This window comes from Aeromonas sp. QDB11 (assembly GCF_027705265.1).
GTDB lineage: Bacteria > Pseudomonadota > Gammaproteobacteria > Enterobacterales > Aeromonadaceae > Aeromonas > Aeromonas allosaccharophila.
The window spans coordinates 19,576-45,586 of the sequence record NZ_JAPDBM010000013.1; the positions used below are offsets into that span (position 1 = coordinate 19,576).

Annotated in this window: 23 protein-coding genes; 12 read left to right on the top strand and 11 right to left on the bottom strand. The window is 61.3% G+C overall.

The window, feature by feature from the left end; genetic code table 11:
• Nucleotides 1-34: 34 nt before the first annotated feature.
• Nucleotides 35-1,627: a bifunctional phosphoribosylaminoimidazolecarboxamide formyltransferase/IMP cyclohydrolase gene (gene purH, locus OKC40_RS06345; RefSeq protein WP_270794508.1), complete on the bottom strand. Its 1,593-nt coding sequence runs from the start codon at nucleotides 1,625-1,627 to the stop codon at nucleotides 35-37.
• Nucleotides 1,628-2,042: 415 nt separating this feature from the next.
• Between purH and zntR the strand changes: the two genes are divergently transcribed.
• Together zntR and OKC40_RS06355 are read left to right on the top strand one after the other, a co-directional pair.
• A complete protein-coding gene (zntR, locus tag OKC40_RS06350; protein ID WP_005341244.1) occupies nucleotides 2,043-2,498 on the top strand; it encodes a Zn(2+)-responsive transcriptional regulator in 456 nt (151 codons plus the stop codon).
• Between the two features lie 214 nt (nucleotides 2,499-2,712).
• Nucleotides 2,713-2,952: an alternative ribosome-rescue factor A gene (locus OKC40_RS06355; RefSeq protein ID WP_163129758.1), complete on the top strand. Its 240-nt coding sequence runs from the start codon at nucleotides 2,713-2,715 to the stop codon at nucleotides 2,950-2,952.
• A gap of 226 nt (nucleotides 2,953-3,178) precedes the next feature.
• On the opposite strand, the gene hemW is transcribed toward OKC40_RS06355, so the two are convergent.
• Together hemW and rdgB are read right to left on the bottom strand one after the other, a co-directional pair.
• Nucleotides 3,179-4,324 carry a radical SAM family heme chaperone HemW gene (gene hemW / locus OKC40_RS06360; RefSeq protein WP_270794511.1) on the bottom strand — a complete coding sequence of 382 codons (1,146 nt, stop codon included), beginning with the start codon at nucleotides 4,322-4,324 and terminating at the stop codon, nucleotides 3,179-3,181.
• Nucleotides 4,325-4,414: 90 nt separating this feature from the next.
• On the bottom strand, nucleotides 4,415-5,011 hold the full coding sequence (gene rdgB / locus OKC40_RS06365) for an RdgB/HAM1 family non-canonical purine NTP pyrophosphatase (protein WP_005340539.1): 597 nt from the start codon (nucleotides 5,009-5,011) through the stop codon (nucleotides 4,415-4,417).
• Between the two features lie 238 nt (nucleotides 5,012-5,249).
• Between rdgB and OKC40_RS06370 the strand changes: the two genes are divergently transcribed.
• From OKC40_RS06370 to OKC40_RS06380, 3 genes are all read left to right on the top strand, one after another.
• Nucleotides 5,250-6,413 carry a multidrug effflux MFS transporter gene (locus tag OKC40_RS06370; RefSeq protein WP_270794513.1) on the top strand — a complete coding sequence of 388 codons (1,164 nt, stop codon included), beginning with the start codon at nucleotides 5,250-5,252 and terminating at the stop codon, nucleotides 6,411-6,413.
• A gap of 135 nt (nucleotides 6,414-6,548) precedes the next feature.
• Nucleotides 6,549-7,610 carry an oxidoreductase gene (locus OKC40_RS06375; RefSeq protein ID WP_270794514.1) on the top strand — a complete coding sequence of 354 codons (1,062 nt, stop codon included), beginning with the start codon at nucleotides 6,549-6,551 and terminating at the stop codon, nucleotides 7,608-7,610.
• A gap of 299 nt (nucleotides 7,611-7,909) precedes the next feature.
• Nucleotides 7,910-8,158 carry a hypothetical protein gene (locus tag OKC40_RS06380; RefSeq protein ID WP_042063080.1) on the top strand — a complete coding sequence of 83 codons (249 nt, stop codon included), beginning with the start codon at nucleotides 7,910-7,912 and terminating at the stop codon, nucleotides 8,156-8,158.
• Between the two features lie 62 nt (nucleotides 8,159-8,220).
• Here the strand turns inward: OKC40_RS06380 and rimJ are convergent, their stop codons facing one another.
• From rimJ to OKC40_RS06395, 3 genes are all read right to left on the bottom strand, one after another.
• Nucleotides 8,221-8,772, bottom strand: a complete 552-nt coding sequence (gene rimJ, locus OKC40_RS06385) for a ribosomal protein S5-alanine N-acetyltransferase (RefSeq protein ID WP_270794516.1) — start codon at nucleotides 8,770-8,772, stop codon at nucleotides 8,221-8,223.
• Nucleotides 8,772-9,326, bottom strand: a complete 555-nt coding sequence (locus OKC40_RS06390) for a GNAT family N-acetyltransferase (protein ID WP_111807561.1) — start codon at nucleotides 9,324-9,326, stop codon at nucleotides 8,772-8,774. Before OKC40_RS06390 ends, rimJ begins: the two co-directional genes overlap by 1 nt.
• A gap of 107 nt (nucleotides 9,327-9,433) precedes the next feature.
• Nucleotides 9,434-10,330 carry a LysR family transcriptional regulator gene (locus OKC40_RS06395; protein ID WP_234601964.1) on the bottom strand — a complete coding sequence of 299 codons (897 nt, stop codon included), beginning with the start codon at nucleotides 10,328-10,330 and terminating at the stop codon, nucleotides 9,434-9,436.
• 92 nt (nucleotides 10,331-10,422) lie between these two features.
• On the opposite strand from OKC40_RS06395, the gene mdtH reads away from it, so the two are divergent.
• The 4 genes from mdtH to OKC40_RS06415 all read left to right on the top strand — a co-directional run bounded on the left by mdtH (nucleotide 10,423) and on the right by OKC40_RS06415 (nucleotide 14,931).
• Nucleotides 10,423-11,619, top strand: coding sequence for a multidrug efflux MFS transporter MdtH (gene mdtH / locus OKC40_RS06400; RefSeq protein ID WP_042063034.1), 1,197 nt, complete (start codon nucleotides 10,423-10,425; stop codon nucleotides 11,617-11,619).
• Nucleotides 11,620-11,757: 138 nt separating this feature from the next.
• Entirely contained in the window at nucleotides 11,758-12,165 is a 408-nt protein-coding gene (locus OKC40_RS06405; protein WP_270794518.1) for a type III secretion system chaperone, read from the top strand.
• Between the two features lie 17 nt (nucleotides 12,166-12,182).
• Entirely contained in the window at nucleotides 12,183-13,862 is a 1,680-nt protein-coding gene (locus OKC40_RS06410; RefSeq protein WP_270794519.1) for a hypothetical protein, read from the top strand.
• 157 nt (nucleotides 13,863-14,019) lie between these two features.
• Nucleotides 14,020-14,931, top strand: coding sequence for a bifunctional helix-turn-helix transcriptional regulator/GNAT family N-acetyltransferase (locus OKC40_RS06415; RefSeq protein WP_270794521.1), 912 nt, complete (start codon nucleotides 14,020-14,022; stop codon nucleotides 14,929-14,931).
• 243 nt (nucleotides 14,932-15,174) lie between these two features.
• Here the strand turns inward: OKC40_RS06415 and prfC are convergent, their stop codons facing one another.
• The 4 genes from prfC to OKC40_RS06435 all read right to left on the bottom strand — a co-directional run bounded on the left by prfC (nucleotide 15,175) and on the right by OKC40_RS06435 (nucleotide 22,119).
• Nucleotides 15,175-16,764 carry a peptide chain release factor 3 gene (gene prfC / locus OKC40_RS06420; protein ID WP_139406888.1) on the bottom strand — a complete coding sequence of 530 codons (1,590 nt, stop codon included), beginning with the start codon at nucleotides 16,762-16,764 and terminating at the stop codon, nucleotides 15,175-15,177.
• 216 nt (nucleotides 16,765-16,980) lie between these two features.
• Complete coding sequence (locus OKC40_RS06425; protein ID WP_270794523.1) at nucleotides 16,981-18,828, bottom strand: diguanylate cyclase; 1,848 nt, start codon at nucleotides 18,826-18,828, stop codon at nucleotides 16,981-16,983.
• A gap of 213 nt (nucleotides 18,829-19,041) precedes the next feature.
• Entirely contained in the window at nucleotides 19,042-20,496 is a 1,455-nt protein-coding gene (gene viaA / locus OKC40_RS06430; RefSeq protein ID WP_270794525.1) for an ATPase RavA stimulator ViaA, read from the bottom strand.
• Nucleotides 20,497-20,505: 9 nt separating this feature from the next.
• On the bottom strand, nucleotides 20,506-22,119 hold the full coding sequence (locus OKC40_RS06435) for an ATPase RavA domain-containing protein (RefSeq protein WP_042656301.1): 1,614 nt from the start codon (nucleotides 22,117-22,119) through the stop codon (nucleotides 20,506-20,508).
• A 318-nt stretch (nucleotides 22,120-22,437) separates the two neighbouring features.
• Here OKC40_RS06435 and OKC40_RS06440 point away from each other — a divergent pair, with 318 nt between their 5' ends.
• Together OKC40_RS06440 and rimI are read left to right on the top strand one after the other, a co-directional pair.
• Complete coding sequence (locus tag OKC40_RS06440; protein WP_270794552.1) at nucleotides 22,438-22,872, top strand: DNA polymerase III subunit psi; 435 nt, start codon at nucleotides 22,438-22,440, stop codon at nucleotides 22,870-22,872.
• Between the two features lie 121 nt (nucleotides 22,873-22,993).
• A complete protein-coding gene (gene rimI / locus OKC40_RS06445; RefSeq protein WP_042656300.1) occupies nucleotides 22,994-23,443 on the top strand; it encodes a ribosomal protein S18-alanine N-acetyltransferase in 450 nt (149 codons plus the stop codon).
• Nucleotides 23,444-23,480: 37 nt separating this feature from the next.
• Here rimI and OKC40_RS06450 read toward each other — a convergent pair whose 3' ends face one another.
• Complete coding sequence (locus OKC40_RS06450; protein WP_270794528.1) at nucleotides 23,481-24,026, bottom strand: hypothetical protein; 546 nt, start codon at nucleotides 24,024-24,026, stop codon at nucleotides 23,481-23,483.
• Nucleotides 24,027-24,211: 185 nt separating this feature from the next.
• Here OKC40_RS06450 and OKC40_RS06455 point away from each other — a divergent pair, with 185 nt between their 5' ends.
• On the top strand, nucleotides 24,212-26,002 hold the full coding sequence (locus OKC40_RS06455) for an AMP-dependent synthetase/ligase (protein ID WP_270794529.1): 1,791 nt from the start codon (nucleotides 24,212-24,214) through the stop codon (nucleotides 26,000-26,002).
• Nucleotides 26,003-26,011 lie beyond the last annotated feature (9 nt).

The following is a 26,011-nucleotide window of genomic DNA, read 5'->3' on the forward strand; positions in this document are numbered from 1 at the left end:
AACAAAAGGGCCGCCATCGGCAGCCCCTGACCCATCAATGACGGAAATGGCGCATGTTGGTGAACACCATACACATGCCGTGCTCGTCGGCGGCGTCGATCACCTCCTGATCGCGCATCGAGCCACCCGGCTGGATCACGCAGGAGATACCGGCCTGCGCGGCAGCATCGATACCGTCGCGGAACGGGAAGAAGGCATCGGAGGCCATGACGGAGCCCGCCACGGTCAGCCCTTCATCCGCCGCCTTGATACCGGCGATTTTGGCGGAGTAGACGCGGCTCATCTGGCCAGCGCCGACGCCGATGGTCTGGCCATCTTTGGCGTAGACAATGGCATTGGATTTGACGAACTTGGCCACTTTCCAGCAGAACAGCAGATCTTGCAGCTCGGCCTCGGTCGGCTGGCGCTTGCTGACCACGGTCAGGTCACCCAGCGTCACCATGCCGAGATCCCGCTCCTGCACCAGCAGGCCGCCGTTGACGCGCTTGAGGTCAAAGCCTTGCGCCGGTGCAGTCCACTGGCCGCATTCGAGCAGACGCACGTTCTGCTTGGCAGCGACCGCATCGCGGGCCTCCTGGCTGACTCTCGGGGCGATGATCACTTCGACAAACTGGCGGGCCACGATGGCGGCCGCAGTGGCACCATCCAGCTCGCGGTTGAAGGCGATGATGCCGCCGAAGGCTGAGGTGGGGTCGGTCTGGTAGGCACGATCGTAGGCACTCAGCAGATCGTCACCGATGGCCACACCGCAGGGGTTGGCATGTTTGACGATGACACAGGCCGGTTCGCTGAACTCCTTCACACACTCCAGCGCCGCGTCGGTATCGGCGATGTTGTTGTAGGAGAGCGCCTTGCCCTGCAGCTGGGTCGCGCTGGAAACGGAACCCGGCGCGGCATGCTCTTCGGCGTAGAAGGCGGCTGCCTGATGGCTGTTTTCGCCGTAGCGCATGTCCTGCTTCTTGATGAACTGGCTGTTGAAGGTGCGCGGGAAGCGGGACTCCTCGTCACCCTCCTTGTTGTCGCCATAAGAGGGCACCATGGTGCCGAAGTAGTTGGCGATCATGCCGTCGTAGGCGGCGGTATGCTCGAAGGCTGCGATGGCCAGATCGAAACGGGTCGCCAGTTTCAGGCTGTTGCCGTTGGCATCCATCTCGCGAATAACCCGATCATAGTCGGCAGCTTTGACGACGATCGCGACATCTTTATGGTTTTTGGCTGCAGAGCGCACCATGGTCGGGCCACCGATGTCGATGTTCTCGACCGCATCGGCCAGGGTGCAACCCGCTTTGGCTACGGTGGCAGCAAAGGGGTAGAGGTTGACGACAACCATGTCGATGGGGGAGATAGCGTGCTGGGCCATGATGGCGTCATCCTGATCCCGACGGCCGAGGATGCCACCATGAACCTTGGGATGCAGGGTCTTGACCCGGCCATCCATCATTTCAGGGAAACCCGTGTAGTCGGAGACCTCGGTCACCGGCAGACCCGCCTCGCCAAGCAGCTTGGCGGTACCGCCCGTGGAGAGCAGAGCAACACCACGCTCGTTGAGTGCCTTGGCAAATTCCAGAATGCCAGTTTTGTCAGACACACTCAGCAGTGCACGGCGAATGGGTCGAGCTTGTTCCATCACACTATCGTCCTCAACATAACGGGGACCGTTCCATGGGAGGCGAGGCTCAACACAGAGAGTCCCCAAATAAATGGAAGTGGGGGATTTCACAAACTACTCTCGCCCCGAAAACCGGCAAAAGCGTTTTAGGAAATGCCCGCTTGACGCAGCGCTCTGTTATGGGCGCGTATTCTACACAAAAAATGTGACCTGTGGTGGATTTTTTGAAACAGCAAAGCCTTATTTGGCGCGGCGTTAAACGTTTTCCACTTGATTTTCTCGAAACGTTTTCACTTTCAGTGTTTTATGGAAAAAAGGGCCGCGAGGAGATGTTTATCTGCCCCTTTTATGCCCTTGGCTGGCAATCCATGGGCAAAGGGGCGATAGTGGATTCCGGTTTTTGTTGCGGCATACATTCAGGGGGAGAGAGAGCATGTATCGGATCGGTGAACTGGCCAAGGCGTGCGGGGTCAAGGCAGATACCCTGCGTTTTTATGAGAAGAACGGGCTTATCTCACCGGGGATCCGCAACGAATCCGGCTACCGCCTCTACAGCGAACAGGACAAGCGGCGGCTGGAGTTCATCATTCGCGCCAAGTCGGTGGGATTCTCGCTGGCCGATATCGGCGAGCTGCTCGACCTCGATACCAACAAGGCCAAAGTCACCTGTCAGGAGGTGAAAGCGGTGGCCGACACCAAGCTGGCCCAGGTGGAGCAGAAGATCATCGAACTGACCCGCTTTCGCGACAACCTGCGGGAGCTCTCCAATATCTGCTGCGGCGGCCCCCGCTCGGCGGAGCACTGCGCCATCCTCGAGACGCTGGAATCTGGCGCCCCGGCCCATCACGAGCACCACAGCCACGACCAGCATGACCCGGTTCACGGCTGACATGGTACGCCTGACTGAGCGTGCCTAGCTCAGTGTGACTGACTCGGCGCCGCCGACGCATTGCTCCGGCGGCGATTTGGTGACAGAATCGCCGCGTTTTTAACCGGTGCCAGTGCATCCGGTTGCCGGGCGCTCACCTGAACAGGCGCCCGCAGCGAAAACAGCCATCCAGACACAAGAGTCAACACACCAAGAGAGAAGAAGAGGAGCCATCATGGCCAAGATTCGGGTCGACCAACCCGCCCTCCCCCGTGAGGAGCATGCGCAAGGGGGCAACTATGCCCATCAGCGCGGCGAGATAAAGGATAACCATCTGCACGCCCTGCTCTCCGATCCCCTGTTTCGCAGCAGGGTCGAGCGCAACAAGAAGGGCAAGGGGAGTTACCAGCGCAAGGCCAAATTTGGCAAGCGGTGGGAGCCCGGCCAACAGCAGATGATCCGCGTCTGCTGCTGAGCGGGTTTCTACCGACCATAAACAATCAGGGCGCCAATGGCGCCCTGATTGTTATCTCGAAACACGGCTCGCCAAAACTGGCTCACGACAGACGTAGGGTGCAATAAGCGAAGCGCATTGCACCGGCAACCTCGCGGCTCCAATAATGGTGCAATTTCATTGCACCCTACGGTTACCTCTCCTCATCCTCTCTCAAGTTGAGAGAGAATCTTTAATGTGATTGGTATCACTCATCCATAAAGAGTTCGAGCAGCACGTTGAGATAGCGATGGCCGAGGGAGGTGAGCTGCCAGCTATCCCCCAGATCCTCGATCAGCTCCTTGCTTTGGGCAATGGTCAGAACCGTCTCCACCCGCTCCAGCGGCAAGCCGGTATAGGCCTCGAACTCCGCCTTGGGGGCCGGTTCGAACAGCCGGAAGCGGTTCATAAAGTATTCGAGCGGCAGATCGTCTGCCGTCACCTGCCACTGCTCGTCCAGATAGGGGCGGCTCTTGTCCAGATACCCTTTCGGATGCTTCACCTTGGCGGTGCGCAGGATCTGCTGATCCGCGAGATCAGTCACCTTGCCGTGAGCACCACAGCCAATCCCGAGATAGTCACCAAAGCGCCAGTAGTTGAGATTGTGATGGCACTGGTAGCCCTCTTTGGCATAAGCCGAGATCTCGTACTGGCGATAACCGCTGGCGGTGAGCATGGCGTGGCCCTGCTCGTAGATGTCCCACAGGGTGTCATCTTCCGGCAGTTTGGGCGGCTTGGAGGCAAAGGCCGTGTTCGGCTCTATGGTGAGTTGATACCAGGAGAGGTGCGGCGGGGCGCAGTCGATAGCCTGCTGCAGGTCATAAAGGGCGTCATCCAGACTCTGATCCGGCAGACCGTGCATCAGATCCAGATTGAAGGTGGGCAACTTGATGGCGTGGGCCAGTGCGGCGGCTTTGCGCGCCTCTTCCGGGCCGTGGATACGGCCGAGGCGGGTCAGCTTCTCCTGCTGGAAGCTCTGCACGCCGATGGAGATGCGGTTGATGCCAGCGCGCTGGAAACCGGCGAACTTGTCCGCCTCTACCGTGCCCGGATTGGCCTCCATGGTGATCTCGCAATCTGCGGTGAGCGGAATGCGGGCCCGCACCCCGTCCAGCAAGGCTTGCATCGCCTCCACCGTCAGCAGGCTGGGGGTGCCGCCGCCAATAAAGATCGAGGAGAGCGGCCGCCCCTGCGCCCACTGCAGATCCTGATCCAGATCCTCCAGCAGGGCGGCGACATATTCGAGGTGAGGCAACTCCCCCTTCTGGGCATGGGAGTTGAAATCACAGTAAGGGCACTTCTGGACGCACCAGGGCACATGAATATAGAGAGAGAGCGGCGGCAGTTGCAGCATGGGGCTTCCAATAAAACGGGGGCTCAAGGCCCCCATTGTAGATGACTATGTGTAATTGACCGTGTGTAACCGACAAGGTGGCGAAGTGAATCAGTGCGCCGCAGCCAGCGCCGCTTTGAGCTTGGCCAGCGCCTGACCGCGATGGCTGAGTTGGTTCTTCAGCTCGGCGGGCATCTGGGCGGCGGTGCAGTCGTGATCCGGCACGAAGAAGACCGGGTCATAGCCGAACCCGTGCTGACCACGCGGCTCGTCGATGATCATCCCTTCCCAGCTAGCCTGACAGATGATGGGGGTGGGATCGTCGGCGTGGCGCATATAGACCAGCACACACCAGAAGCGGGCGCTCTTCAGATACTCGGGGGCACCTTGCAGCTCGCCGAGCAGCTTCTCGATGTTGGCCTTGTCACCGGCACCCACACCGGCAAAACGGGCGGAGTAGACGCCGGGGCGCCCTTGCAGCAGATCGACTTCCAGACCGGAGTCATCAGCCACGGCGGGCAGACCGGTAATGCGGGCGGCGTGGCGGGCCTTGATGATGGCATTCTCGACGAAGGTGGTGCCGGTCTCATCGGCATCGGAGACCGCAAACTCGCTCTGTGGGATCACCTGGATCTTCATATCGGCCAGCATGGCGGCCAATTCCTTCACCTTTTTCTGGTTACCTGTTGCCAGGACAAGCTTGTTCATCGAGCACCTCCGCAAAAATAATCTGCGCATTCTATGCGGCGCAAGCGTTTAGTAAAAGCGCCAATTACGCCCACAGCCGTGCGGTTACGGGGGAGTCCATTGCAGGGAATAACCGGCTTTTTAATACATGTTTCCATAATGGAATAACCAAAGTGATTAAATACCATTTCTATTCATTACTGTGAGTCAGTAGACTCGCGCCCCAATTCATTAACCTGGCTGACTAAAGAGGTGACAGATGCCATTGATACTTTTGCTCGTACTACTGGTGCTGTTCAGTCCGCTGGCTATCGACATCTACCTGCCCGCCATTCCGCAGATGGCCGAGCAGTTGGGCGCCGAAGTGACGTTGATGCAGGGCACCATCACCTGGTTCCTGTTCAGCATGGGGCTGGGGCAATTGCTGGTCGGGCCGCTGGCCGATCGCTACGGTCGCAAGCCCATCGCTCTGGGCGGCGTGCTGCTCTATGGCCTGAGCGCGCTGGGGGCCGGTTTTGCCGCCAGCCTCGGCGAATTGATGCTGGCCCGGGTGCTGCAGGGCTTCGGCGCCTGCGCCACCTCGGTCGCCGCCTTCTCGGTAGTACGTGACAGCTACGGCCCGAAAAAGAGCGGCCAGATGATCTCCTATCTCAATGGCGCCATCTGCTTTATTCCGGCGCTGGCGCCCCTGCTCGGTGGCTGGCTCACCGCCAAGGCGGGCTGGTCTGCCAACTTCTGGTTTATGGCCGGTTATGCACTCATCGTCGGCAGCTGGCTGATGTGGCGGATGCCGGAGACTCGCCCGGAGGAGACCCGCAGCGAAGGGGCCCTCATCAGCTGGTCCCGCTATAGTCCGGTGCTGCGCTCCCCCAGCTTCCTGTTCAACGCGGCGCTCTGCATGCTGGCGATGGCGGTGATCCTCGCCTATGTCACCGCCGCACCGGTGCAACTGATGGTGACACTGGGGCTGGATATGAGCGGCTTTAGCTACTGGTTTACCGCCAACGCCGCGCTCAACATTCTGGCCTGCTTTATGGCGCCGCGCTTTATCGCCAAGGTGGGGCCAAGACGCACCCTGCGCATCGGCCTGCTGGTGTTGATGCTCTCGGCCATCACCCTGACCCTGGCGATGCACATCGAACATCCGCTGGCGATGATGGGGCCGGTGTTCCTCTCCAGCATCGGCTTTGCCATGATCCTGGGCTCTGCTGCCGGGATGGCGCTGGCACCGTTCGGCCACTGCGCCGGTACGGCCGCCGCCCTGCTCGGCCTGTTCCAGATGAGCGGCTCCGGCGCGCTGGTTGGCCTGACCGGCGCCCTGATGCACGACCCGCTCAGCCAGCTGGCGCTGCATATGTGGCTGCTGCTGCCGCCCCTGGTGATGCTGATGACTCGCCGCGGTCGCCGCTTGTGTTTGCAATAAATCCTGTGCTCTGATGGGCACACTCAGGGGGCCATCGGCCCCCTTCTCGTTTGTATCGCCTTTACAGCGTATGGCCATCCGGCAACTAACCTGCGATGGCAACCCCACTTACTCGATGTCAGCGGAGAACTCCCGATGAGCCACACTCTCAACGCAGCCCTGGTGGGCTATGGCTTTGCAGGCAAGACCTTCCACGCCCCCTTCCTCTCCACCACGCCGGGCTTGTCCCTCGGCTGGGTGGTGAGCCGCGATGCCGCCAAGGTGCAGGCCGATCTGCCCGACTGCCGGGTTGGTTCGCTGGAACAGGTTCTGAGCGATGAGACCGTCGATCTGGTGGTGATCGCTACCCCCAACGACACCCATGCCCCCCTCGCCCGCCAGGCGCTGCTGGCAGGCAAACATGTGGTGATCGACAAGCCCTTTGCACTTGATCTGGCCGAGGCGCAAGCGCTGGTCGAGCTGGCCGAAAAACAGCAGCGGCTGCTCAGCATCTTCCACAACCGCCGTTGGGACGGGGATTTTCTCACCGTGCGCCGTCTGCTGGCAGAAGGGACGCTCGGGCAGATCGCCCAGTTCGAGTCGCACTTCGATCGCTATCGCCCCGAGGTGCGCCAGCGCTGGCGCGAAGCGGGTGGCCCGGGTTCCGGCCTCTGGTTCGATCTCGGCCCCCATGTACTGGATCAGGCGCTGCAGCTGTTCGGCCAGCCGGACTGGCTACAGGCCGATCTGGCCGAGCAGCGCCCCGGCGCACTGGCGGACGACTATTTCCACGTAGTGCTGGGCTATGGTGAACGGTCTGGCGAGATGCGAGTGATCCTGCATGGCAGCTGCTTGGTCTCGGCCACCATGCCGCGTTTCATCGTCCACGGCAGCCAGGGTTCGTTCATCAAGTTCGGTATGGATGTGCAGGAAGATCAGCTCAAACTGGGCAAACGGCCACCGGCAGCGGATTGGGGCGTGGATAGCGAGCCCGGTCAGCTCAGCCGGATCGTGGAGGGTCAGTTACAGCAGCAGAGCGTGGTGGGTGAAGCGGGCGATTATGGCGCCTACTATCGCGGTGTCTGCGCCGCCATCAAGGGCGAAGGGAGCAACCCGGTGCCAGCATGCGAGGCACTGGCGGTGATGGCACTGCTGGATCTGGCCCGTCAGAGCCACCTTGAGGGAAAACGGCTGCCCTGTCAGAAGCTGTCTGACTAAGGCGCTGGCCATCGGCTGGCCTTGGCCTTGTTAAACCGCCAGAAGATGGCAGCAAAGCGGTGTTTTATTGTGCAGAATGGACCTTTGTTCGGCATCTTGTATTGATATCAGTCGTTGCAGTAGTGCTTTTCATCCACGGCACGAAAAAATGTCATTGTGATATCCGTTTTCATCGGTAACTAATGGGGCTATATTGCGCCCGCCTGCTGCCTCCCGGCCTCTTGTTTCAATACCGGGCAACGGTAGGCGCTGTGATGGTTGCACAGACCATCTCTCCATCTTTTTTTGAGGGTATGCACATGAACAAAGTACTGGTAGCCGGTATCCTGGGTCTGATGTTGACCGCTTGCGGTCAGAAAGAAGAAAAAGCTGCCGCGCCTGCTGCTGCTCCGGCCGCCGAAGTTGCTGCAACTGTAGAAAAAGCCGCTAGCGAAGCCACCTCTACCGTAGAGAAGGCCACCTCCGAAGCGACTGCAACCGTAGAAAAAGCTGCTGACGAAGTGGCTACCAAGGTTGAAGCTGCAGTGAGCGATGCCAAGGCCAACTAAGCCTGCACCTCATTCGAAGACGGGTCCGAAGGCAACTTCGGGCCCGTTTTTTTATCTGTCGTTCAGGGGGCCGGATTAATCAGTGAGGTGAGGATGTGATCCTCCCAGCGGCCATTGATCATCAGATACTCCCGCGCGAATCCCTCCCGCTCGAAACCGAGCCGCGCCAGCAAGGCGCCACTGCGCTGATTGGCAGGCATGTAGCAAGCCATGATGCGATGCAGATCGTGCTCCCGAAACAGGTAGTCGATGGCGGCGGACAACGCCTCCCGCATCACCCCCTGCCCCTGATGCTGCTGGTCGATGGCATAGCCCAGATGACACGCCTTGAAGACCCCCATCAGGATATTGCTGAAATTGCAGGTGGCGATCACCCGCTCGCCAGCCGGATCCAGCGCTACCAGATTGACACCGGTGCCGTTGAAGAACTGGCTGTAACTGTCCTGCAGCCGGGCATGCCAATAAGAGAGGGTGTAAAAGTGCTCGTCCCGCAACGGTTCCCAGGGGGCGAGATGGGCGCTGTTGCGCCGGTAGAAGTCGAGCATAATGGGGGCCTGATCCGGCGACAGTATGGTCAGATGGGTACGGGCCGTCTTGATATGTGGCAGCGCCATCAGGACTCCCGCTGTCTTAGCCACTCGTCGCGCAGCAGGCTGTAGTGGGCATGGTCCACAATCCGGTTGCCCAGCCGCTCTGCGCGCCGGGTCACCCCCTCCTGCTGCATCCCGAGCCGTTCACAGACCGCTCTGCTGGATTCGTTATCGGTGGCGGCGCTGATCTCCACCTTCTCCATCCCCATCTCCTCGAAGGCGTGATGGATCAGGGCCTGACAGGCCCGGGTGATAATGCCGTTGCCCTGCCAGCGCTCCGCCAGCCAGTAACCGATGACCACCTTGCCAAGGTCGTGATCGATGCTGTTGTAACCGATAACCCCCACCACCTCCCCCTGATACTCGATGGCGGTGGTGAGCCCCTCGCCGCGGGCGAACTTCTCGATGGCACTGCGAATGAAGAGGGCGCTGTCGACGGGGCGCTGGATCAGCGGCGGCCAGGGTAGCCACTGGGAGAGATACTCCCGGTTGTCATTGCAGAGGGCAAACAGTTCGCTCGCCATATCGGGCTGCAAGAAGAGCAGCGCAAGCTCGTCGTCCAACTGCCATGAAAACATGGGATTCTCCTTTCAAATCAGTGATCAAATAGCGAACCAGCCACCCAATGTAGCCAATCGCCACTGGCCGCGCCAACCCTTTTACACTGCAGCCCCCCTCTTCCCATTCACCCCTCATTGCGCCACCGTTTCGCCAGTGTGCGGGCGGTGGCGAGCACCGCTTCGCGTGCCGGATTGGGCCGCTTGCCACCGCGCCACGCCATCATCACATCCCAATGCTCCTGCGGCAGATTGCGCACATCGAGCCGAACCAGCCGCCCCACCTCCAGATCCCGCTTGATGGCGAGCTCCGGCATCAGGGTGATAAAACCGTGCTCCAGCGCAAGATCGCGCGCCGCACTGGCGGGCTGTACCGCATGCAATGGGCTGGCCGCCCGCCGCAGCCGTCGCAACTGCTGGATAAAGACGTCACACCCTGGCCCCCACACCTGAGGTGCCAGCCGCTGGTCGGCGATATCCTGCAGGGTCAGGCCATGGCATCCCGCCAAGGGATGCAGCGGCGAGGCGATGGCGATGATGGGGGAGCAGCAGAGCAGCTCCATCTGCAGGCCTGCCACCGGTGGACACTTGAGCACAAAGCCGATATCGGTCACCCCGGTCAGCAACTCCTGCATGATGACCCCGGAGTGATCCGTGGTGCAGCGGATCTCGAAGGGCTCGTCCACCAGCTCCATCAACAAGGAACCGAATACCACAGCCGTCAGAGAGGGCAGGCTGGCAAGACGGATGCAAGGCAAGGCCGGCGCCCCCTGCAGTGCCAGCCGTCCCTCACTCAGGGTGGCCAGTGCCGAACGGGCTGATGGCAGAAACTGCTCGCAGGCACGGGTCGGCGTCACCCCGCGCCGATGGCGCTGAAACAGCGGCGCACCGAGACTGATTTCCAGCTGGGCAATGCGCTGGCTCACCAGCGGCTGCGACCAGCCACGAATGGCCGCCGCCTGACTGAAACTGCCCAACTCGGCGACATCCAGCAGCAGTTGCAGATCGTCCAGATCCATAGACATAAATAATCCTGATATGAAATATAGGTAGTTGTCGTCTACCACTATATCTAAACCCTCTCCAGAATGAAGTTATCTGTGAATGAGAGGGTGTTATGGTCGATAGGGCGAGGTTTTGGGGACGCTGGTTTCTGGCGCTGGATACCACACTGGTGATCCTGGGTTTCTTTGTGGTGATGCCGATGATCAGCCTGCGCTTCGTCGATCAACTCGGCTGGGCGGCGGGTCTGGTGGGGCTGGCCCTCGGCCTGCGCCAGCTGACCCAGCAGGGGCTGGGGATCTTCGGCGGTTCGCTAGCCGACCGCTTTGGCGCTCGCCCGCTCATCGTCACCGGCATGCTGTTGCGCGCCGTCGGCTTTGCCACCCTGGCCTGGGCCGACAGCGGCGCCATGCTGATCTTCTCCTGTTTTCTCTCGGGCCTGGGTGGCTGCCTGTTTGACCCGCCACGGGCCGCACTGGTGATCAAATTTACCCGTCCCCATGAGCGGGGCCGCTTTATCTCCCTGCTGATGATGCTGGAGAGTGCGGGGGCCGTCACCGGCGCCCTGCTCGGCAGCTGGCTGCTGCGCTTTGACTTCACCTACGTCTGCCTGCTGGGCGCCGGGCTCTTCACCCTGGCGGCGCTCTGCAACTGGACCCTGCTGCCCGCCTATCGCCTCTCGGTCAAACCGACGCCGATGCGGGAAGGGTTGGGGCAGGTGCTGGCCGATCGCGCCTTCTGTCGGCTGGTGCTGATCCTGAGCGGCTACTACATGCTGTGGGTACAGGTGATGCTGATTTTCCCCATTCTGGTCAAGCAACTGGCGGGTACCACCACGGCGGTGGGCTGGATGTACAGCCTCGAGACGGCGCTGTCGCTGGCGCTGCTCTACCCCATCGCCCGCTTCAGTGAACGACGCTACCGGCTGGAGAGCCGACTGATGGCGGGTATCCTGCTGATGACGGTGGGGATTGGGCTGGTTGCGTTTGTCAGCACCCTCTCCGGCATTTTCGTACTGTTGGCCTGCTTCTATCTGGGGATCATCATCTGCGAACCGGCGCGGGAGACCCTGATGACCAAGCTCGCCAACCCCAATGCCCGTGGCAGCTACATGGGCTTCAGCCGCCTCGGGCTGGCGCTGGGCGGCATGACCGGCTACGTGGGCGGCGGCTCCCTCTATGACTTCTCGCTGCAACAGGGGCAACCGGCCCTCCCCTGGCTGGTGCTGGGCACCATAGGCGTGGCCACCATGCTGCTGCTCGCCCGCTGCTTCTCCCGCCGCCCGGAGCTGGCCATCAGAGCCGCCGCCTGACCCCCCTTTGCCTGCGGCAGCCCCGTCAACGGGGCTGCCGTTCGTCCTTTCCCGCCATAATCGCGGCCAGCACTGACAGATGGCCCCGCCTCGCCATGGAATACTCTTCCCGACACCTTGCCAAGGGGAGAGCACACCATGTCACACCACCATGCTTATCACTGGATCGCACGCCTCTCCGGTACGCAGGCTACCGCGGCCCCGGATGGGAAAAACCGGATGTTTCTATTACTCGACCAGCAGGACAGGGAGTGGTGGCTGGAGGTCGCTCCCGATGAGAGCGTGCTGCTCATCACCACCCCGATGACAGGCCAGCTGGATGCCAATAGCCTGACCCCCGCCAACTTGCAGCACTGGCTGAGCCTCAATAGCGAGGTCAATCGGATGGGCGGTGCCTGGCTCGGACTGGAGGGGGATCTACCCACCCTCACCCTCTACGCCCAGATTTTTCTCGCCCACTGCGATGAACCCTTGCTCGACAACCTGATGGGTCAGCTTGCCGAACTGGCCCACGACCTCACGCCCCGACTCTACGCAGAGCAGTAGCAAGCAAGGAGCCCACCATGAAAATCGACCCCACCGCCCCACTCGCGACTGTCGCAACGCCCTCCCGCCCCCGGAGCAATCCCGGCAGTCGCTTTGTGAACCCGTGTCGCAACCTGACCGCACCTACCACCGATCGTCCCGAACTGGCGCTGCCGACCCCGCCAGCGCTGGCCCCCGATAGCCAGCAGCAGTTGAATCGCGAACTGCGCAAGGGGCTCACGGGCTATGTGCAACACCACCCCGAACAGCAAACCGCACTCGATGACTTGCTGAGTGCCGGACAGATGCGCAATGAACTCGGCAAGCCGACGCTGGCGGCAGCAGATCCCCTGACCCATCTGGTCACCCTGCTCAACCGGCTGAAAAAACTGCCGGATGGCAAGGCTCTCAGCAACGCGCTGGTCAAGGATCCTGCCGGTGAGATCGGACGCTATGTCACCCTCAAGGGATCCTTTGGCAGCAAATCCTGCCAATTACGCAGTCAGCCCCTTCCACCGAGAGCCTTGGGCAAACCCGAACTGCAGCAACTGGCGCTGGAGCTGAAACAGGTGTTGCAGCACTATCTGGATGCCAACCCGGCCAAGCGTGAACGCCATACGGAGTATCTGCGCGACTACCTGCAACAACCCGAGATCGGCCGCTATCTTGGCTTGCTCGACACGCCCGACGGCGCACAGGTCAAGATCAACGCCCTTCCCTCCCGCAAGGAGGAGATTGCAAACGTGATGAACCGCCTGCTGGCCGGTCATGGCCGTGGCGCGCTCTATCACGCCTTCGCCCAAGAGAGCGGACGGGCAGGCATGCTGGGCCGCCACTTCAAACTCGAAGGCATGCTGGCGCTCAGCTTCACGGTGCGAGCCGAACCACTGCCGCCAGCCGTCGTTGCCACCCCATCCACAGCCCAGCGCGCTGACCCCCAAGCAAGAACGGCAGACCCGGCGCTGGCACAACAGCAGGCGGAACAGCTACGCCGCCTCGAGGCGGAAGAACATCTCAATCTGGAAAAGGAGATCACCCACCAGCTGGGCAACCGACCTGCCTGCCAAATCCTGGCGAAGCTGACCAGATCGGCCGCCAATCTGCAGGCTGAACTGGATGGAAAGCACCTGCCACCAGCCGAATCCATTCCGGTAACCCATATCGATATGGCGACCCTGGCAGCACTCACCCTGCCGCAGGTACGCGAGTTGGCTGCCCAGCTGACAGAGGAGAACAACCGCTACCTGCGACGGGTCGAGGAGCATACCCTGCATCTGCCGACCCACGCCGATGCGGATCGGTTTTCCCCTCATACCCTCGACATGCTGGGCATAACGTTCACCCAGCCCTACCTCAAGGTGCTGGACGATGGCATCCAGGCACTGCGGCAACCGGCCACCAGCCGCACCGGCCGCTTGCTGGGCTGGTTACTGCCCGCTCAGGCCAGGGGGCGCCAGCTCAAACAGGAGCAGAGCATCGGCAAGTTGCACGAGCTGCGGCAGGTCATCACCCAGTTGCAGTTACAGGGTGGCAGCTGGCAGGGGATAGACCGCGCAGGCTGGGCCAAACAGCTGCTGGCCCGCACGCTGGAGCAAGCCATGCCAACACCATGGCAACTCGGACCATTTCGAATCAATGAAGGGCGCCCCCGGTGGCAGGCCAGATTGAGCGAGTGGGGGATTTTGAACGAATGGGGCATTCCGGTAGCCAGAGACTGATATCGGGCAATCACGGCAGCCAGCCCTGAGCCGACCCCATGGCACAGGGTTGGCCTGACCCGCCTCCCCCGGACCAACATGACGGAGAAAAAAGGTTGCGAATTACAACTTTTACGCTACTTTAGTTGTTATGCACAACTAAAAAGGAAACCACGATATGGATCCCCGTCCCCTGCGCGCCCTGTCGCGCGATCTGGTCCGCGAACTCGGCATGCTCTCCCAGCAGTGCGGCAATCTGGCCCTCACCCCCATCGAGGCTCACCTGCTGATCGAGCTGGAAAACGCCCCCGCCACCAACCAGCAACTGGCGGAAAAACTGCACATCGACAAATCCAATGCCAGCCGCCCGCTGGCTCGCCTCGCCGAACGGGAGCTGATCAGCTGGCACCCGCACCCCTCCGACGGGCGCAGCAAGGAGGCCCGTCTCACTGCCGAGGGGCAAACGATGCTGCTGGAGTTGCACCGGGAGATGGACGGGGCGATGGAGGAGATGCTGGCGCAGTTAAGCCAGCCCGAGCGTGAGCAGTTGTGGAGCGGCCTGCTGCTCTACCGCAGCGCCCTCTCCCGCGCCCGCCGCCAGCAGGGTTACCGCATTCGCCCCATCACGGCGGCAGATGATCCGCGGATCGCCACGGTGATCCGCGCTGTGTCGGCCGAATATGGCCTCACCGCCGACAAGGGTTATGGGGTCTCCGATCCCAATCTCGATACTCTCTCCCGAAGCTATCAGGGGGAGAAGAGCCGCTACTGGGTGATCGAAGGGCCGGACGGTGCCATCCTCGGCGGTGGCGGCATAGCGCCGCTGGCGGGGGAAGAGGGAGTCTGCGAGCTGCAGAAGATGTACTTTATACCCGCCCTGCGCGGGCTTGGCCTTGGCAAGCGGCTGGTGTTGCAAGCGCTGGATACCGCTCGAGACTTGGGCTATCGCCGCTGCTATCTGGAGACCACTGAGGTGCTGCGGGAAGCCACTGGGCTCTATGAATCGCTGGGGTTTGAGCACCTGCCCGGCCCCCTCGGCTGTACCGGCCACGGGGATTGCGAGATCTGCATGGTGTTGACGCTGGAGTAAAGCCCCCTCATCCCCACCCCTTCTCCCGCAAGGGGAGAAGGGAGCAAAGATGATTTCACCCTCTTTCGGACAGATATCGGATGGTTCCCTCCGGGAGATGACCAGAGCAAAGGTCGCTGGCGACCGGCCAGGTGCCATGCCATTGCCACCTGCATCTCTCCTTTCAGGCAAAACGATACAAAAAAGAGACCCCGCCGAAGCGGGGTCTCTTTGATCATCTGCCAACAGGCAAACCAGCGGTGATCAGTGCTCGCGAGTCTGGCGGAAGTGAACGTCGGGGTGACGCTCTTGGGCCAGGCGCAGGTTGACCATGGTCGGCGCGATGTAGGTGAGGTTGTCACCACCATCGAGGGCCAGGTTGACCTCGTTCTTGCGTTTGAACTCTTCGAACTTCTTGACGTCGGTCCCTTCCACCCAGCGGGCGGTGGAGACGTTGACCGCCTCGTACAGCGCTTCGACGTTGTATTCGCTCTTCAGGCGCGATACCACCACGTCAAACTGCAGCACACCGACCGCACCCACGATCAGATCGTTGCTGATCAGCGGACGGAACACCTGCACCGCGCCCTCTTCGGAGAGCTGCACCAACCCCTTGAGCAGCTGCTTCTGCTTGAGCGGGTCGCGCAGGCGGATGCGGCGGAACAGTTCCGGTGCGAAGTTCGGAATGCCGGTGAACTTGAGATCTTCACCCTGGGTGAAGGTGTCACCGATCTGAATGGTGCCGTGGTTGTGCAGACCAATGATGTCACCGGCGAAAGCGTCTTCCGCCTGCTCCCGGTCACCAGCCATAAAGGTCACGGCGTCGGAGATGTTCACATCCTTGCCGATGCGCACGTGGCGCATCTTCATGCCCTTGCTGTAAGTGCCTGACACGATACGCATAAAGGCGATACGGTCGCGGTGTTTCGGATCCATGTTTGCCTGGATCTTGAACACGAAGCCGGAGAACTTCTCCTCGGTCGCTTCGACTTCGCGGCTCTCGGCCTTGCGCGGCATCGGAGACGGCGCCCAGTCGGTCAGACCGTCCAGCATGTGGTCGACACCGAAGTTACCGAGTGCAGTACCGAAGAACACCGGGGTCATCTCGCCCGCGATAAAAGCCTCGTGGTCGAATTCGGGAGAGGCGCCCTGCACCAGCTCCAGCTCGCCGCGCAGTTGGGCAGCCAGATCCTCGCCGATGGCGGCATCCAGATCCGGGTTGTTCAACCCCTTGACCACCCGCTTCTCCTGAATGGTGTGGCCCTGACCGGTCTGATAGAGATAGGTCTCATCCTTGTAGAGGTGGTAGACCCCCTTGAAGGATTTGCCACAGCCGATCGGCCAGGTGATGGGGGCGCACATGATCTTCAGTTCGCGCTCCACCTCGTCCATCACTTCCATCGGGTCGCGCACTTCGCGGTCCAGTTTGTTCATGAAGGTGAGGATGGGAGTATCGCGCAGACGGGTCACTTCCATCAGCTTGCGGGTCCGGTCTTCAACACCCTTGGCGGCGTCGATGACCATCAGGCAGCAGTCGACCGCGGTCAGGGTACGGTAGGTATCTTCGGAGAAGTCCTCGTGACCCGGGGTATCGAGCAGGTTGACCAGACAGTCGGCATAGGGGAACTGCATCACCGAGGTGGTGATGGAGATACCACGCTGCTTCTCCATCTCCATCCAGTCGGATTTGGCGTGCTGGCCTGAACCACGGCCCTTGACGGTACCGGCGCGCTGAATGGCCTGTCCGAACAGCAGGACTTTTTCGGTGATGGTGGTTTTACCCGCATCCGGGTGCGAAATGATCGCAAAAGTGCGTCTCTTGGAGACTTCACTCAGAAATTCAGCTGACATAATTCAACGTTCTTCTATTGAGCGGTGGCATCAGCCACCGTGGGAATAAATCCGGAATGCCGCTCACGGCACATGTATACGCAACGAAAGCCACGCCAGCTGGCGTGTTGCCAACCTGATGGAGAGAGGGAGGAGGGTTGCGTTACATGGGTCTTCTCGCCTGAGTCAAAGCAAAATTGCGCGACATTATACCCGCGCGAGTGAAAAATACCCAGCCCGTCAGTCGTCTGTTTCCACCCGGTTGCGCCCAGCCTCCTTGGCGCGATAGAGGGCCTCGTCTGCGCGCCGGGTCAGGGCAGCCAGATCCGGATCATCAGCCTGCTGGCAGGCGACGCCTATGCTGATAGTCACCGGATGGGAGAGACCGGGCAGCGTCAGGTTGGCCACCCTCTCGCGGATCCGCTCAGCCACCCGGCACGCCTCCTCGATACCGGTATCCGGCAACAGGACCAAAAATTCTTCTCCCCCGATACGTCCCAACACATCATGCTGGCGTAACTGACTCGCTACCGCTTGCGAGACCCATTGCAGCACCCGGTCGCCCTGATGATGGCCCAGGGTGTCGTTGATCCGCTTGAAGTGATCGATATCGAACACCAGCAGACAAAAGGGGGAGCCCTGCCTGCGAGCCAGCGCAAACATATCGCTGCCGTGCTGCAACACCCGGCGCCGGTTATTGATGCCGGTCAGCTCATCGGTAAAGGCCAGCCGATGCATCCGACGATTGCGCTCAATCAGCCACCCCATGGTCAGCAAAGCCAGCCCCCCACAGAGCACTATCACCACCAACAGCCAGAAGCGACGCTCCTTGATCTGCGCCAGCTCCTGCTGCTGCAACTGCTGCTCGACCCGCAACTGCTTGTTCTCCACCTCCTGGCGGGCCAGTTCAAACTCGCCACGCACCCAGGCGGTGCTCTGCTCCCGTTGCAACTGATCGAGACGCTGCTCCTGTACCAGATGATCCCGCAACGCTGCCAGCGCCGCCGGATAGTCCCCTTGCAACTCGAATGCTTCGCTACGCACGCCGTAGAGATCCATCAGGTAACGAATGTGCCCCTCCGCCTTCAGGATCGGTTCAATTGTCGCAAGCGCGCGCAGGGCCGAAACCGGCTCCCGCTTTTTTACCTGCAGCTTGGCCATCACCAGCTCGAGATGGGCGTGGAGAATGAGATCCACTTGCGGAGAGAGCACCCGTGCAGCCAGCCCCAACAAGCGCCCAGCCTCCTCCGTGCGCCCCTGACCGAGCAGAGCCTCCGACAGCATCACCTGACGATCGGCATGTTCAATCCGGTATTCCGGCTGGTGGAAAAAAGCGAGGCTCCGCTCAAGCTCCTGTTGCGCCTCCTGATAGCGCCCTGTATCCAGATAGACCAGTGCCAACTGCTCGCTCATCCTGGCCGCCCCGAAGCCGTTGTGGTTCTTGACAAAGTGTTCATCCAGCCGGTGCAGAGTGGTGAGCGCCTCGGTATAGAGCCCCATCCGGCGAAATGCTGCCGCGATCTCGAGCTGCGCCTGGTGATACCAGGTGACCAGCCCCAGTTTTTCATAGATGTCATGCGCCTTGGTAAGATCCACCAGCCCCTGTCCGGACGCCCCCTGAAACGACAGCATGGCCCCCCGTCGGGACAGCGCCAGCGCCTCCAGCTTTGGCAAGGCCGCCACCCTCGCAAGGCGCAATCCCTCATCGAAGTCACGACGAGCCTGTGCCACCTCGCCAAGCAACTGATTGAACCAGCCACGGCAGATGGTCAGATCGGCCATGGCGGCGCCATCTTCCCGCTTTTTAGCGAGCGCCAACTGGCTGTCGGCATACGCTATGGCACGACGGGACTCCTGCATGTCATCAGCCGATTGCGCCCAGCAAGCCAACCGCCGGATCCGCATCTGCTGTGGCTGCGGATAGGCATCGCCATCCTGCAGCAGCCGGGCGATCCGTTCGCGTAACAGTTCTATCGGCTGATAGACCCGTTCCATATCATCCAGTTCGCTCTCCAGCTGGGCGGGTGACAAGGGTTGGGCCGCCAGCCCGAACACCGCCAGCAACAGCAGTAAAGCAAGGTGACGCATAAAGACTCCGGGTGAATGGGAGAGGTCATCGGGCAGTGGATGCCGGAAAATCACTATCTTTTCCCCTGCAACAAGGGTTGTAAAGAGCTGAGTCCCGCGCTGCCGCCTGAATGGCTGTCTGGTCACATTTTACAGCGACATCATTGATGTTGGATGCTCGCGGGACAATCACGACGGCAAGAGGGCACAACGTAACGCCGGCCCTCCCGGTTACTAGTGATGCTGCCAGCGCCGCAGCAGCCGACCACGCAAGCCGCAATCGAGCAGCCAGCTGTTGTCGAAGACCCGCAGCAAGGCCGGTTTGGCGTGGCGGGACATGGCGACGGCGTGAAAACGGGTCTGGCGCTGGCGATAGCTGTTCATCTGATCGAGCAGGGAGTGCGGCAGGCTCTGGGCGATAAAGTCGGAGATGACCAGCACATCGGCCTTGGCAAAGGCGGGATCATCGAGCTTGGCCAGCGCCTTCTCAAGACAGGGCACCAGATCGGTACCGCCGTGAAAACTCATGGAGAGGAAGCGCTCCGCCTTCTCCAGACCGGTATCTGCGGTGATCTCGAGGGTCGCCACCTCGGTGGAGAAGAGCATCAGGTAGCAGCCGCGCTTCTCATCCATCGCCACCTTGAGCAACGCCAGAAACAACGCCTTGGCACACTCCTCGGGATAACCGCCCATGGAACCGGAGGTATCGACACAAACGATAAAGGGGCCGCGCTGCTGCAGCTGCTTGCCCCCCTGCTCCGGGGTGCGCAGCATGATACGCTGGCGCGGCAGGGTACCCCGCGACTGATAGCTGAGCAGGCGCCGCTCCAGATAGCGGCGGTAGAACTCCAGCTCCAGCTCCGGCAGCCCCAGCATCACCGCCTCGCTTGGCAGCAGCCGCATCAGATCGCTGGCCTGATGGATCCCCACCAGATCGTCCGGCACATCATCGCTGGGGGCGGGCTCCAGCTCCAGTACCTCGACCGGCGGCACCGGTTGTTCCTGCGCCCGCCGATCCCGTTCGCTACGGCCGAGCAGACCCGCGATCTCCGCCAGCAGGGGCTCGCGCTGCAACATGCGGGCATATTGCTTGATCAGCACCAGACTGCGCTTGTGCCAGTGTCCCTGCGCCAGATCCCACAGGCCGCCCGCGGAAATCTGGTTGGGATCGAGGGCATCAGCCAGAGTGCGGCTTGCCAGCAGCTGATCTTCAATCTCCTGACGCTGCTTCTCCCGCTCCGCCTCGGCGATCTGCTGCTGCAACTGCAACAGGCTCCCCACCAGACTGGCGCGCCACTTGTCGATAAAGAGCTGGCGCAGCCCCTCGGTGGGGTGAGCCATCAGCTGGCGCACCAAGGAGCGGGCCTCACCGGCGAAGGGGCTGTACTGATCCAGCGACTCCAGCAGGCCGGGCAGGCGACCAATCAACTCGGTCATCGGCAGTTGCCGGTGTGCCTGATAGAGCAGGTACTCCTGCTCCAGCGCCACCGGCACCGGCTTGTGGCGGATCTCCTCGCCGAGCTGTTCGCCCCAGCTCTGCAGGCGCTTTTTCAGCAGCTTGCCTTGCAGCGGGGAGCGTTTGATAAATTCGGATATCTTGGGCGAGGCTGCCAGCAGGAGCGCCACCTCACCCGCCAGCTCCCCTTCGCCCATCAGGAGCCCCAGATCCAGCATGCCAATCTCAAGCATGTGCGCCCCTTACTCGTCCAGCCTTGGCAACCGTTCGCGCCACTGCACCAACTCGCTGCGCAGCAGTTCAAGATCCCGGTTCAGCACGAAGAAGCTGTCCTCCACCTGCTGCAGCCAGCGTGAGGCGATAAAGAGGTGTTGTTGATGACGCTCAAACAGGCTGCGCTGCTGCTTGAGCTCCTGCATCACCTTGCCGACCTGGACCAGTTGCTCGTCGAGCGCCTGCAACCAGGGCTCCAGCACCACCTCGGGAATGGCGTTGCGTTCCATCAATACCAGCGGGATCTGCTGGCGCTGGATATCGAGCACCTGAAGCCGCAGTTCATCATCGAGCACCAGCTCGTAGTGCCCCTCTTTCGGGTTGCCGAACTGATAACCGACCAGCGCCTCGCCGGTGGGACGCCAGTGGGAGAGCAGGGTACGATCGAACACCAGCGTGCGGGTGAGGCGCTCGGGATCGCTGCCATCCAGCGGCGCCGGAGTGAGCAGATGAAAGTGCACCTGCTTGCCAAAGGGCCTGGCATTGGCGAGCGGGATCTCGATGCCCCGGGCACGGCGGCCAAACCACTGCTTGCGCTGGCGCGCTTTGGTGCAGAGCCGCTGGGCCACGCTCTGTTTCAGCTGTTTGAACTGATCGCGCAGCGCCAGCAGCTGGCGGGTCATCGCCAGTTGCTGATAACCATAGAGACGGGAGAACTCGGTCATCATCTCCATCAGGGTGGTGCGGGACTCCTCGTCATGCCAGAGGCAATCCTTGAACAGCAGCAGGTCGAGGGGGGCCACCTCGTCGCGGCCATTGAAGAAGGCACTCGCCTTGATGAGCCGTACCGCCTTCTTCCAGCGGCGATCCGACACATAACAGCGATGGGCAAGCTGGCTGTCGAGCTGTTGGCGCAGTTGATAGATCAGCTCGAAACAGGCATCCGGCAGGCGCACCTGCTCAATCTGGCTCTGCCACTGCTCGTACTCATCGCCCCGGATCTGCAAGGATTCCGGCAAGTTCTGGTGGGCATGGCCATCACTGGCCAGCATCGCCTGAAAGTTCGACTTCTCCTGCACCCGGTCCATCCAGATCCGCACCAGCATCCGGTCGTAGAGCGCTTCCAGCCCGCTATCCGGCGCCGGCAGCTCGTTGGAGGCGGTCACCAGCAAGCGCATCGGGATGGGGTGCTGACTGTCGCCATTACGGAACTGCCGCTCGTTGATGGCGGTGAGCAGGGTATTGAGGATGGCGGGGCCCGCCTTCCAAATCTCGTCGAGGAACACCACCTCGGCCTCCGGCAGATAACCGGCGGTGAGGCGCAGGTATTTGCCATCCTCCTTCAGCGCCTGAATAGAGAGGGGGCCAAACACCTCCTCCGGCGTACTGAAACGGGTCATCAGGTATTCGAAGTGGCGGGCATCGTGAAATGCCAGCTTGAGGCGGCGGGCAATCAGGCTCTTGGCGATGCCGGGCGGGCCCAGCAAGAAGAGGCTCTCGCCACTGAGGGCGGCCAGCAGACCGAGGCGCAGGGCATCCTGCCGTTCGTAGAGCCCCTCGCCAAGGGCCGCCAGCAGCCGGGGCAGCCGCTCCTGGATGGGAATAAGACGCGCGGGGTTCTGGGCTTGAGCTAAAGACGACATAGAGACTGTTCCGAAGCTGGGATGATGATAGCCCCAAGGTGCGATATCCATTTGTTCGACCTTGGATTTTGTCTTGTTATGATGTTTATTCTGGTATCTCTTGCCGCAGAATACTCGACTCTGGCAGGAAAAAACGCCAGGGCGGTGCGATACCGTTGCAGCGCCCATGCGTGGCCAGAGTGGTTATCAGCATCATGGCCAGCGTGTCATGCCCGCATACGCCAGATGATACGTTGCAAAGGGTGCAGCAAGACCGGTTCGAGTGTACCCTGCGCAACACGATTTTCCCCAATGCAGATCAAGAGTGAGTCGCCCCAGATGCAAGATCCCGTTCGTCAGAGCATGTTGGCCCGCATGGGCATTCAAAGCTGGCAGCTGCGTCGTCCGGCATTGCTGGGCGCAGAACCTGCTCCCGAACTTGAGCAACATGCCGCTCAGCCTGGCCAGACGCCCCCGGCCACCAGCGCCCCGTTGCCCAGCGGCAAACTCTGGCTGCAGGCACCTAGGCTGCCTGCCACCACGCTGCTGGCGGATATCTGCCAGCTGCTCGGCATGACGCCCGATGAGGTCTCCCTGCTCAGCGAGCTGCCGCCCGCCGACCTGCAAAGGGCGGACGCCTCCCCCCTGCTCTGGCTGACGGAGGCCAACCCCGAGCGGCCGGATGCGCTGATCTGCCCGCTCATCCCCAGCGCCGCGCAAAAGCGCGCCCTGTGGCAACAACTGCGCCAACACCTTGCGGCCAGCGCGGCGTGATCCTGCATCATGCCGCCGAGCCCCACCGTGATGCCGTTCTTTTTACCTGATTTTACACACGCTGCCCCAGCCGCCGCCTCTGCCAACCCTGGTGCCCACAATGCTGCCATCCGGAGCCCCCATGCCTGAGTTTCGTCCCCTGCTCGAGAGCGATTTCGACCTTGTTTACCCCATCGAGCAAGCCGCCCACAAGGAGCCGTGGAGTCAGGCCAACCTGCTTTCCTGCTTCGGCCCTCGCTATCTCAACGGCTTGATGCTGGTCGATGGCCGCCCGGCGGGCTTCTATATCTCGGATCTGGTGGCCGGTGACAGCTCGCTGATGAACATCTGCGTGCATCCGGCGTTTCAGGGCAAGGGGTTGGGACGGGCGCTGTTGCAGGCCTATCTGGCGCGCAGCAAACAAGCTGGCGCAGAGGCCTGGTTTCTCGAGGTACGGGCCGGTAACCAGACCGCCATCAACCTCTACGAGAGCGCCGGTTTTGCCGAATATTGCCGCCGCGCCGACTACTACGGCACCGGCAACGATCGGGAAGATGCGGTATTGATGTCGCGGCTGTTCGATTTCGGCTGATCCGGCCTGTTCGCCGCGCTCAAACGTCTTGGCCCCCTCAATCGAGGGGGGCGTTGTCCAGCGCAGGATCCTGCAAGGAGAGGGTAGTGTGCACCACCGCCTCGAATCCGGCGGCAGAGAGCGGCATATAGAAGCCCCGCAGCCAGGTTTTTCCCGGCATCCAGATCTGGTCGATATCCACCACGACCTTGATGGGTCTGAGGGGCTGACCCGGCTGCTGGATATAGATACCGGGCGGTGTGGCGACCTTGGGAAAGCGGCGCAGGATCTGCTCGCTGCCATCCCCCTTGCCCGGGTTGAGCCGCACCTTCACCAACCGAGCGAGCGGGCCGGTCATCTCCTTGCTCTGCCAGAATTTCTTCTCCAGATCGCCGCAGCGGCGGCACTTGGGGGTCTCCAGCACATAGAGCAGCGGATAACCCAACGCCAGCGCCTGTTGCTGGGCCTGATGATACCCTTCGGCCCCCTGATACCAGGGATTGGCGGGCCCCTGTGCCCCCTTGCCAAAAAAGAACCAGGCTGCACCGCCCCCCACCACCATGAGCCCGACTGCGGCCAACGCCCCTTTCACCCACAGATTCATATCGTTAACCCTCTTTGCACTCCCTTGCAGTATCGGCCAGCCTGCCCGAAGGCGTAGCTATTTGCACTCTTTGTGATCCAAGACAAACGGCGAACACTTGTAAGCTGTAATGTTGGAGTTTAAACTCTAGCCCGATTTTTAGTGCCCTCGCGGGCGTACAACTGTAATTAAAGGATGTTTGACTGATGCCGAAGCTTCATCTGGTTCGACTGATGCGTGAACGTATTGCCCAGCTTGGCAACAAGGCTGCCCTGCGGGTTCAGCAAGATGGCCAGTGGCGCGCCATCGGCTGGCGTACTCTGGGCCAGGCCATGGACTATTGCGCACAGGCGCTGATCCGTGCCGGCCACCAGCCAACCGAAATGGTCGGCATCTACGCCCGCAACATGCCGGAGTGGACCCAGGCCGATCTCGGCATCCTTGCCGCCCGCGGTGTCAGTGTCCCGATCTACCCCACCAGCACCCTCGAACAGCTGCGCTATATCGTGCGCGATGCCAACATCGGCCTGCTGTTCGTCGGTGAACAGCCCCAGTTCGATCAGGCGCTCAACTTGTTAAAGGATGGCGAAATCCGCCAGATCGTCGCCCTCGATAGCAACGTCAACCTGCGCGGCTGTCCGCAAGCGAGCCACTTCCAGGAGTTTCTGGTCTCCGGCAACCATCAGCCCAGCGAACAGGTGCTGCACGAGCGCGAGAGCCAGTACCGGATGGACGACCTGCTGACCCTGATCTACACCTCCGGCACCACCGGCGAACCCAAGGGGGTGATGCTCGATTTTGCCAACGTTGCCGCCTGTTTCGAGATGCACAACAGCCGCCTCGACCTCAATCCGCAGGATGTGTCGCTCTGCATGCTGCCGCTTAGCCATGTGTTCGAGCGGGTCTGGAGTTTCTACGTGCTCTACTGCGGTGGTGAAAACGTCTATATCCGCGACCCGCAGAAAGTGATGGATGTGATTGGCGAAGTGCAACCGACCGTGATGTGCGCCGTACCGCGCCTCTACGAGAAGGCCTACGCCATGATTCAGGCCAAGGTGGCTCAGGCGCCGGCCCTGCGTCGTGCCCTGTTTGGCTGGGCGACCCGAGTTGGCAAGCAGATGGTTGCTACCCGTCAGGCGGGCAAATCCGCCTCCCCGCTGCTCTATGCCCAGCTCTGGCTGGCGGAGCGACTGGTGTTTCGCAAGCTGCGTGCCCGCTTTGGTGGCCGCACCCGCTTCCTGCCGGTGGCGGGCGCCCGTCTGGCTGACGATGTGAACCTCTTCTTCCAGGCGATGGGGCTCAATCTCAAGTACGGCTACGGCATGACCGAAACCACCGCCACCGTCTGCTGCTATGAAGACAGCCAGTTCAAGCTCGGCTCCATCGGCACGGCACTGAACGGCATCGAAGTGAAGCTGGGTGAGAACAACGAGTTGCTGGTGCGCTCGCCCACCGTGATGCGCGGCTACTACAACAAACCGGACGCCACTGCCGAGGTGATGACCGAAGATGGCTTCCTGCGTACCGGCGATGCCGGTGAGCTCGATAGCCAGGGCAATATCTACTTCACCGAGCGCCTCAAGGAGCTGATGAAGACCTCCAACGGCAAGTATGTGGCCCCGCAACTGGTGGAAGGGACCATCGGCAAGGATCGCTTTATCGAGCAGATCGCCATCGTCGCCGATGCCCGCCACTTTGTCTCGGCACTGATCGTCCCCTGCTTCGAGTCGCTGGAAGAGTACGCCCGCTCCATCAACCTGCAGTACCAGTGCAAGAGCGAGCTGCTGCGCAACTCCCGGGTGAAGGAGTTCTTCGAAGCACGCATCGCCGACTTGCAAAAAGAGCTGGCCAAGTTCGAGCAGGTGAAAAAGTTCACCCTGCTGCCGAGCGCCTTCTCCATGGAGCTGGGTGAACTCACCCCCACCATGAAGCTGCGCCGCAAGATCATCGAGGCCAAGTACCAGAGCGAGATCGAGGCCATGTATAACCACGTCTGATATCGCCTC

Coding starts and splice junctions, on each gene's coding strand:
- purH (WP_270794508.1), bottom strand. CDS start 1,627: ATGGAACAAGCTCGACCCATTCGCCGTGCACTGCTGAGTGTGTCTGAC.
- zntR (WP_005341244.1), top strand. CDS start 2,043: ATGTATCGGATCGGTGAACTGGCCAAGGCGTGCGGGGTCAAGGCAGAT.
- OKC40_RS06355 (WP_163129758.1), top strand. CDS start 2,713: ATGGCCAAGATTCGGGTCGACCAACCCGCCCTCCCCCGTGAGGAGCAT.
- hemW (WP_270794511.1), bottom strand. CDS start 4,324: ATGCTGCAACTGCCGCCGCTCTCTCTCTATATTCATGTGCCCTGGTGC.
- rdgB (WP_005340539.1), bottom strand. CDS start 5,011: ATGAACAAGCTTGTCCTGGCAACAGGTAACCAGAAAAAGGTGAAGGAA.
- OKC40_RS06370 (WP_270794513.1), top strand. CDS start 5,250: ATGCCATTGATACTTTTGCTCGTACTACTGGTGCTGTTCAGTCCGCTG.
- OKC40_RS06375 (WP_270794514.1), top strand. CDS start 6,549: ATGAGCCACACTCTCAACGCAGCCCTGGTGGGCTATGGCTTTGCAGGC.
- OKC40_RS06380 (WP_042063080.1), top strand. CDS start 7,910: ATGAACAAAGTACTGGTAGCCGGTATCCTGGGTCTGATGTTGACCGCT.
- rimJ (WP_270794516.1), bottom strand. CDS start 8,772: ATGGCGCTGCCACATATCAAGACGGCCCGTACCCATCTGACCATACTG.
- OKC40_RS06390 (WP_111807561.1), bottom strand. CDS start 9,326: ATGTTTTCATGGCAGTTGGACGACGAGCTTGCGCTGCTCTTCTTGCAG.
- OKC40_RS06395 (WP_234601964.1), bottom strand. CDS start 10,330: ATGTCTATGGATCTGGACGATCTGCAACTGCTGCTGGATGTCGCCGAG.
- mdtH (WP_042063034.1), top strand. CDS start 10,423: ATGGTCGATAGGGCGAGGTTTTGGGGACGCTGGTTTCTGGCGCTGGAT.
- OKC40_RS06405 (WP_270794518.1), top strand. CDS start 11,758: ATGTCACACCACCATGCTTATCACTGGATCGCACGCCTCTCCGGTACG.
- OKC40_RS06410 (WP_270794519.1), top strand. CDS start 12,183: ATGAAAATCGACCCCACCGCCCCACTCGCGACTGTCGCAACGCCCTCC.
- OKC40_RS06415 (WP_270794521.1), top strand. CDS start 14,020: ATGGATCCCCGTCCCCTGCGCGCCCTGTCGCGCGATCTGGTCCGCGAA.
- OKC40_RS06425 (WP_270794523.1), bottom strand. CDS start 18,828: ATGCGTCACCTTGCTTTACTGCTGTTGCTGGCGGTGTTCGGGCTGGCG.
- viaA (WP_270794525.1), bottom strand. CDS start 20,496: ATGCTTGAGATTGGCATGCTGGATCTGGGGCTCCTGATGGGCGAAGGG.
- OKC40_RS06435 (WP_042656301.1), bottom strand. CDS start 22,119: ATGTCGTCTTTAGCTCAAGCCCAGAACCCCGCGCGTCTTATTCCCATC.
- OKC40_RS06440 (WP_270794552.1), top strand. CDS start 22,438: ATGCAAGATCCCGTTCGTCAGAGCATGTTGGCCCGCATGGGCATTCAA.
- rimI (WP_042656300.1), top strand. CDS start 22,994: ATGCCTGAGTTTCGTCCCCTGCTCGAGAGCGATTTCGACCTTGTTTAC.
- OKC40_RS06450 (WP_270794528.1), bottom strand. CDS start 24,026: ATGAATCTGTGGGTGAAAGGGGCGTTGGCCGCAGTCGGGCTCATGGTG.
- OKC40_RS06455 (WP_270794529.1), top strand. CDS start 24,212: ATGCCGAAGCTTCATCTGGTTCGACTGATGCGTGAACGTATTGCCCAG.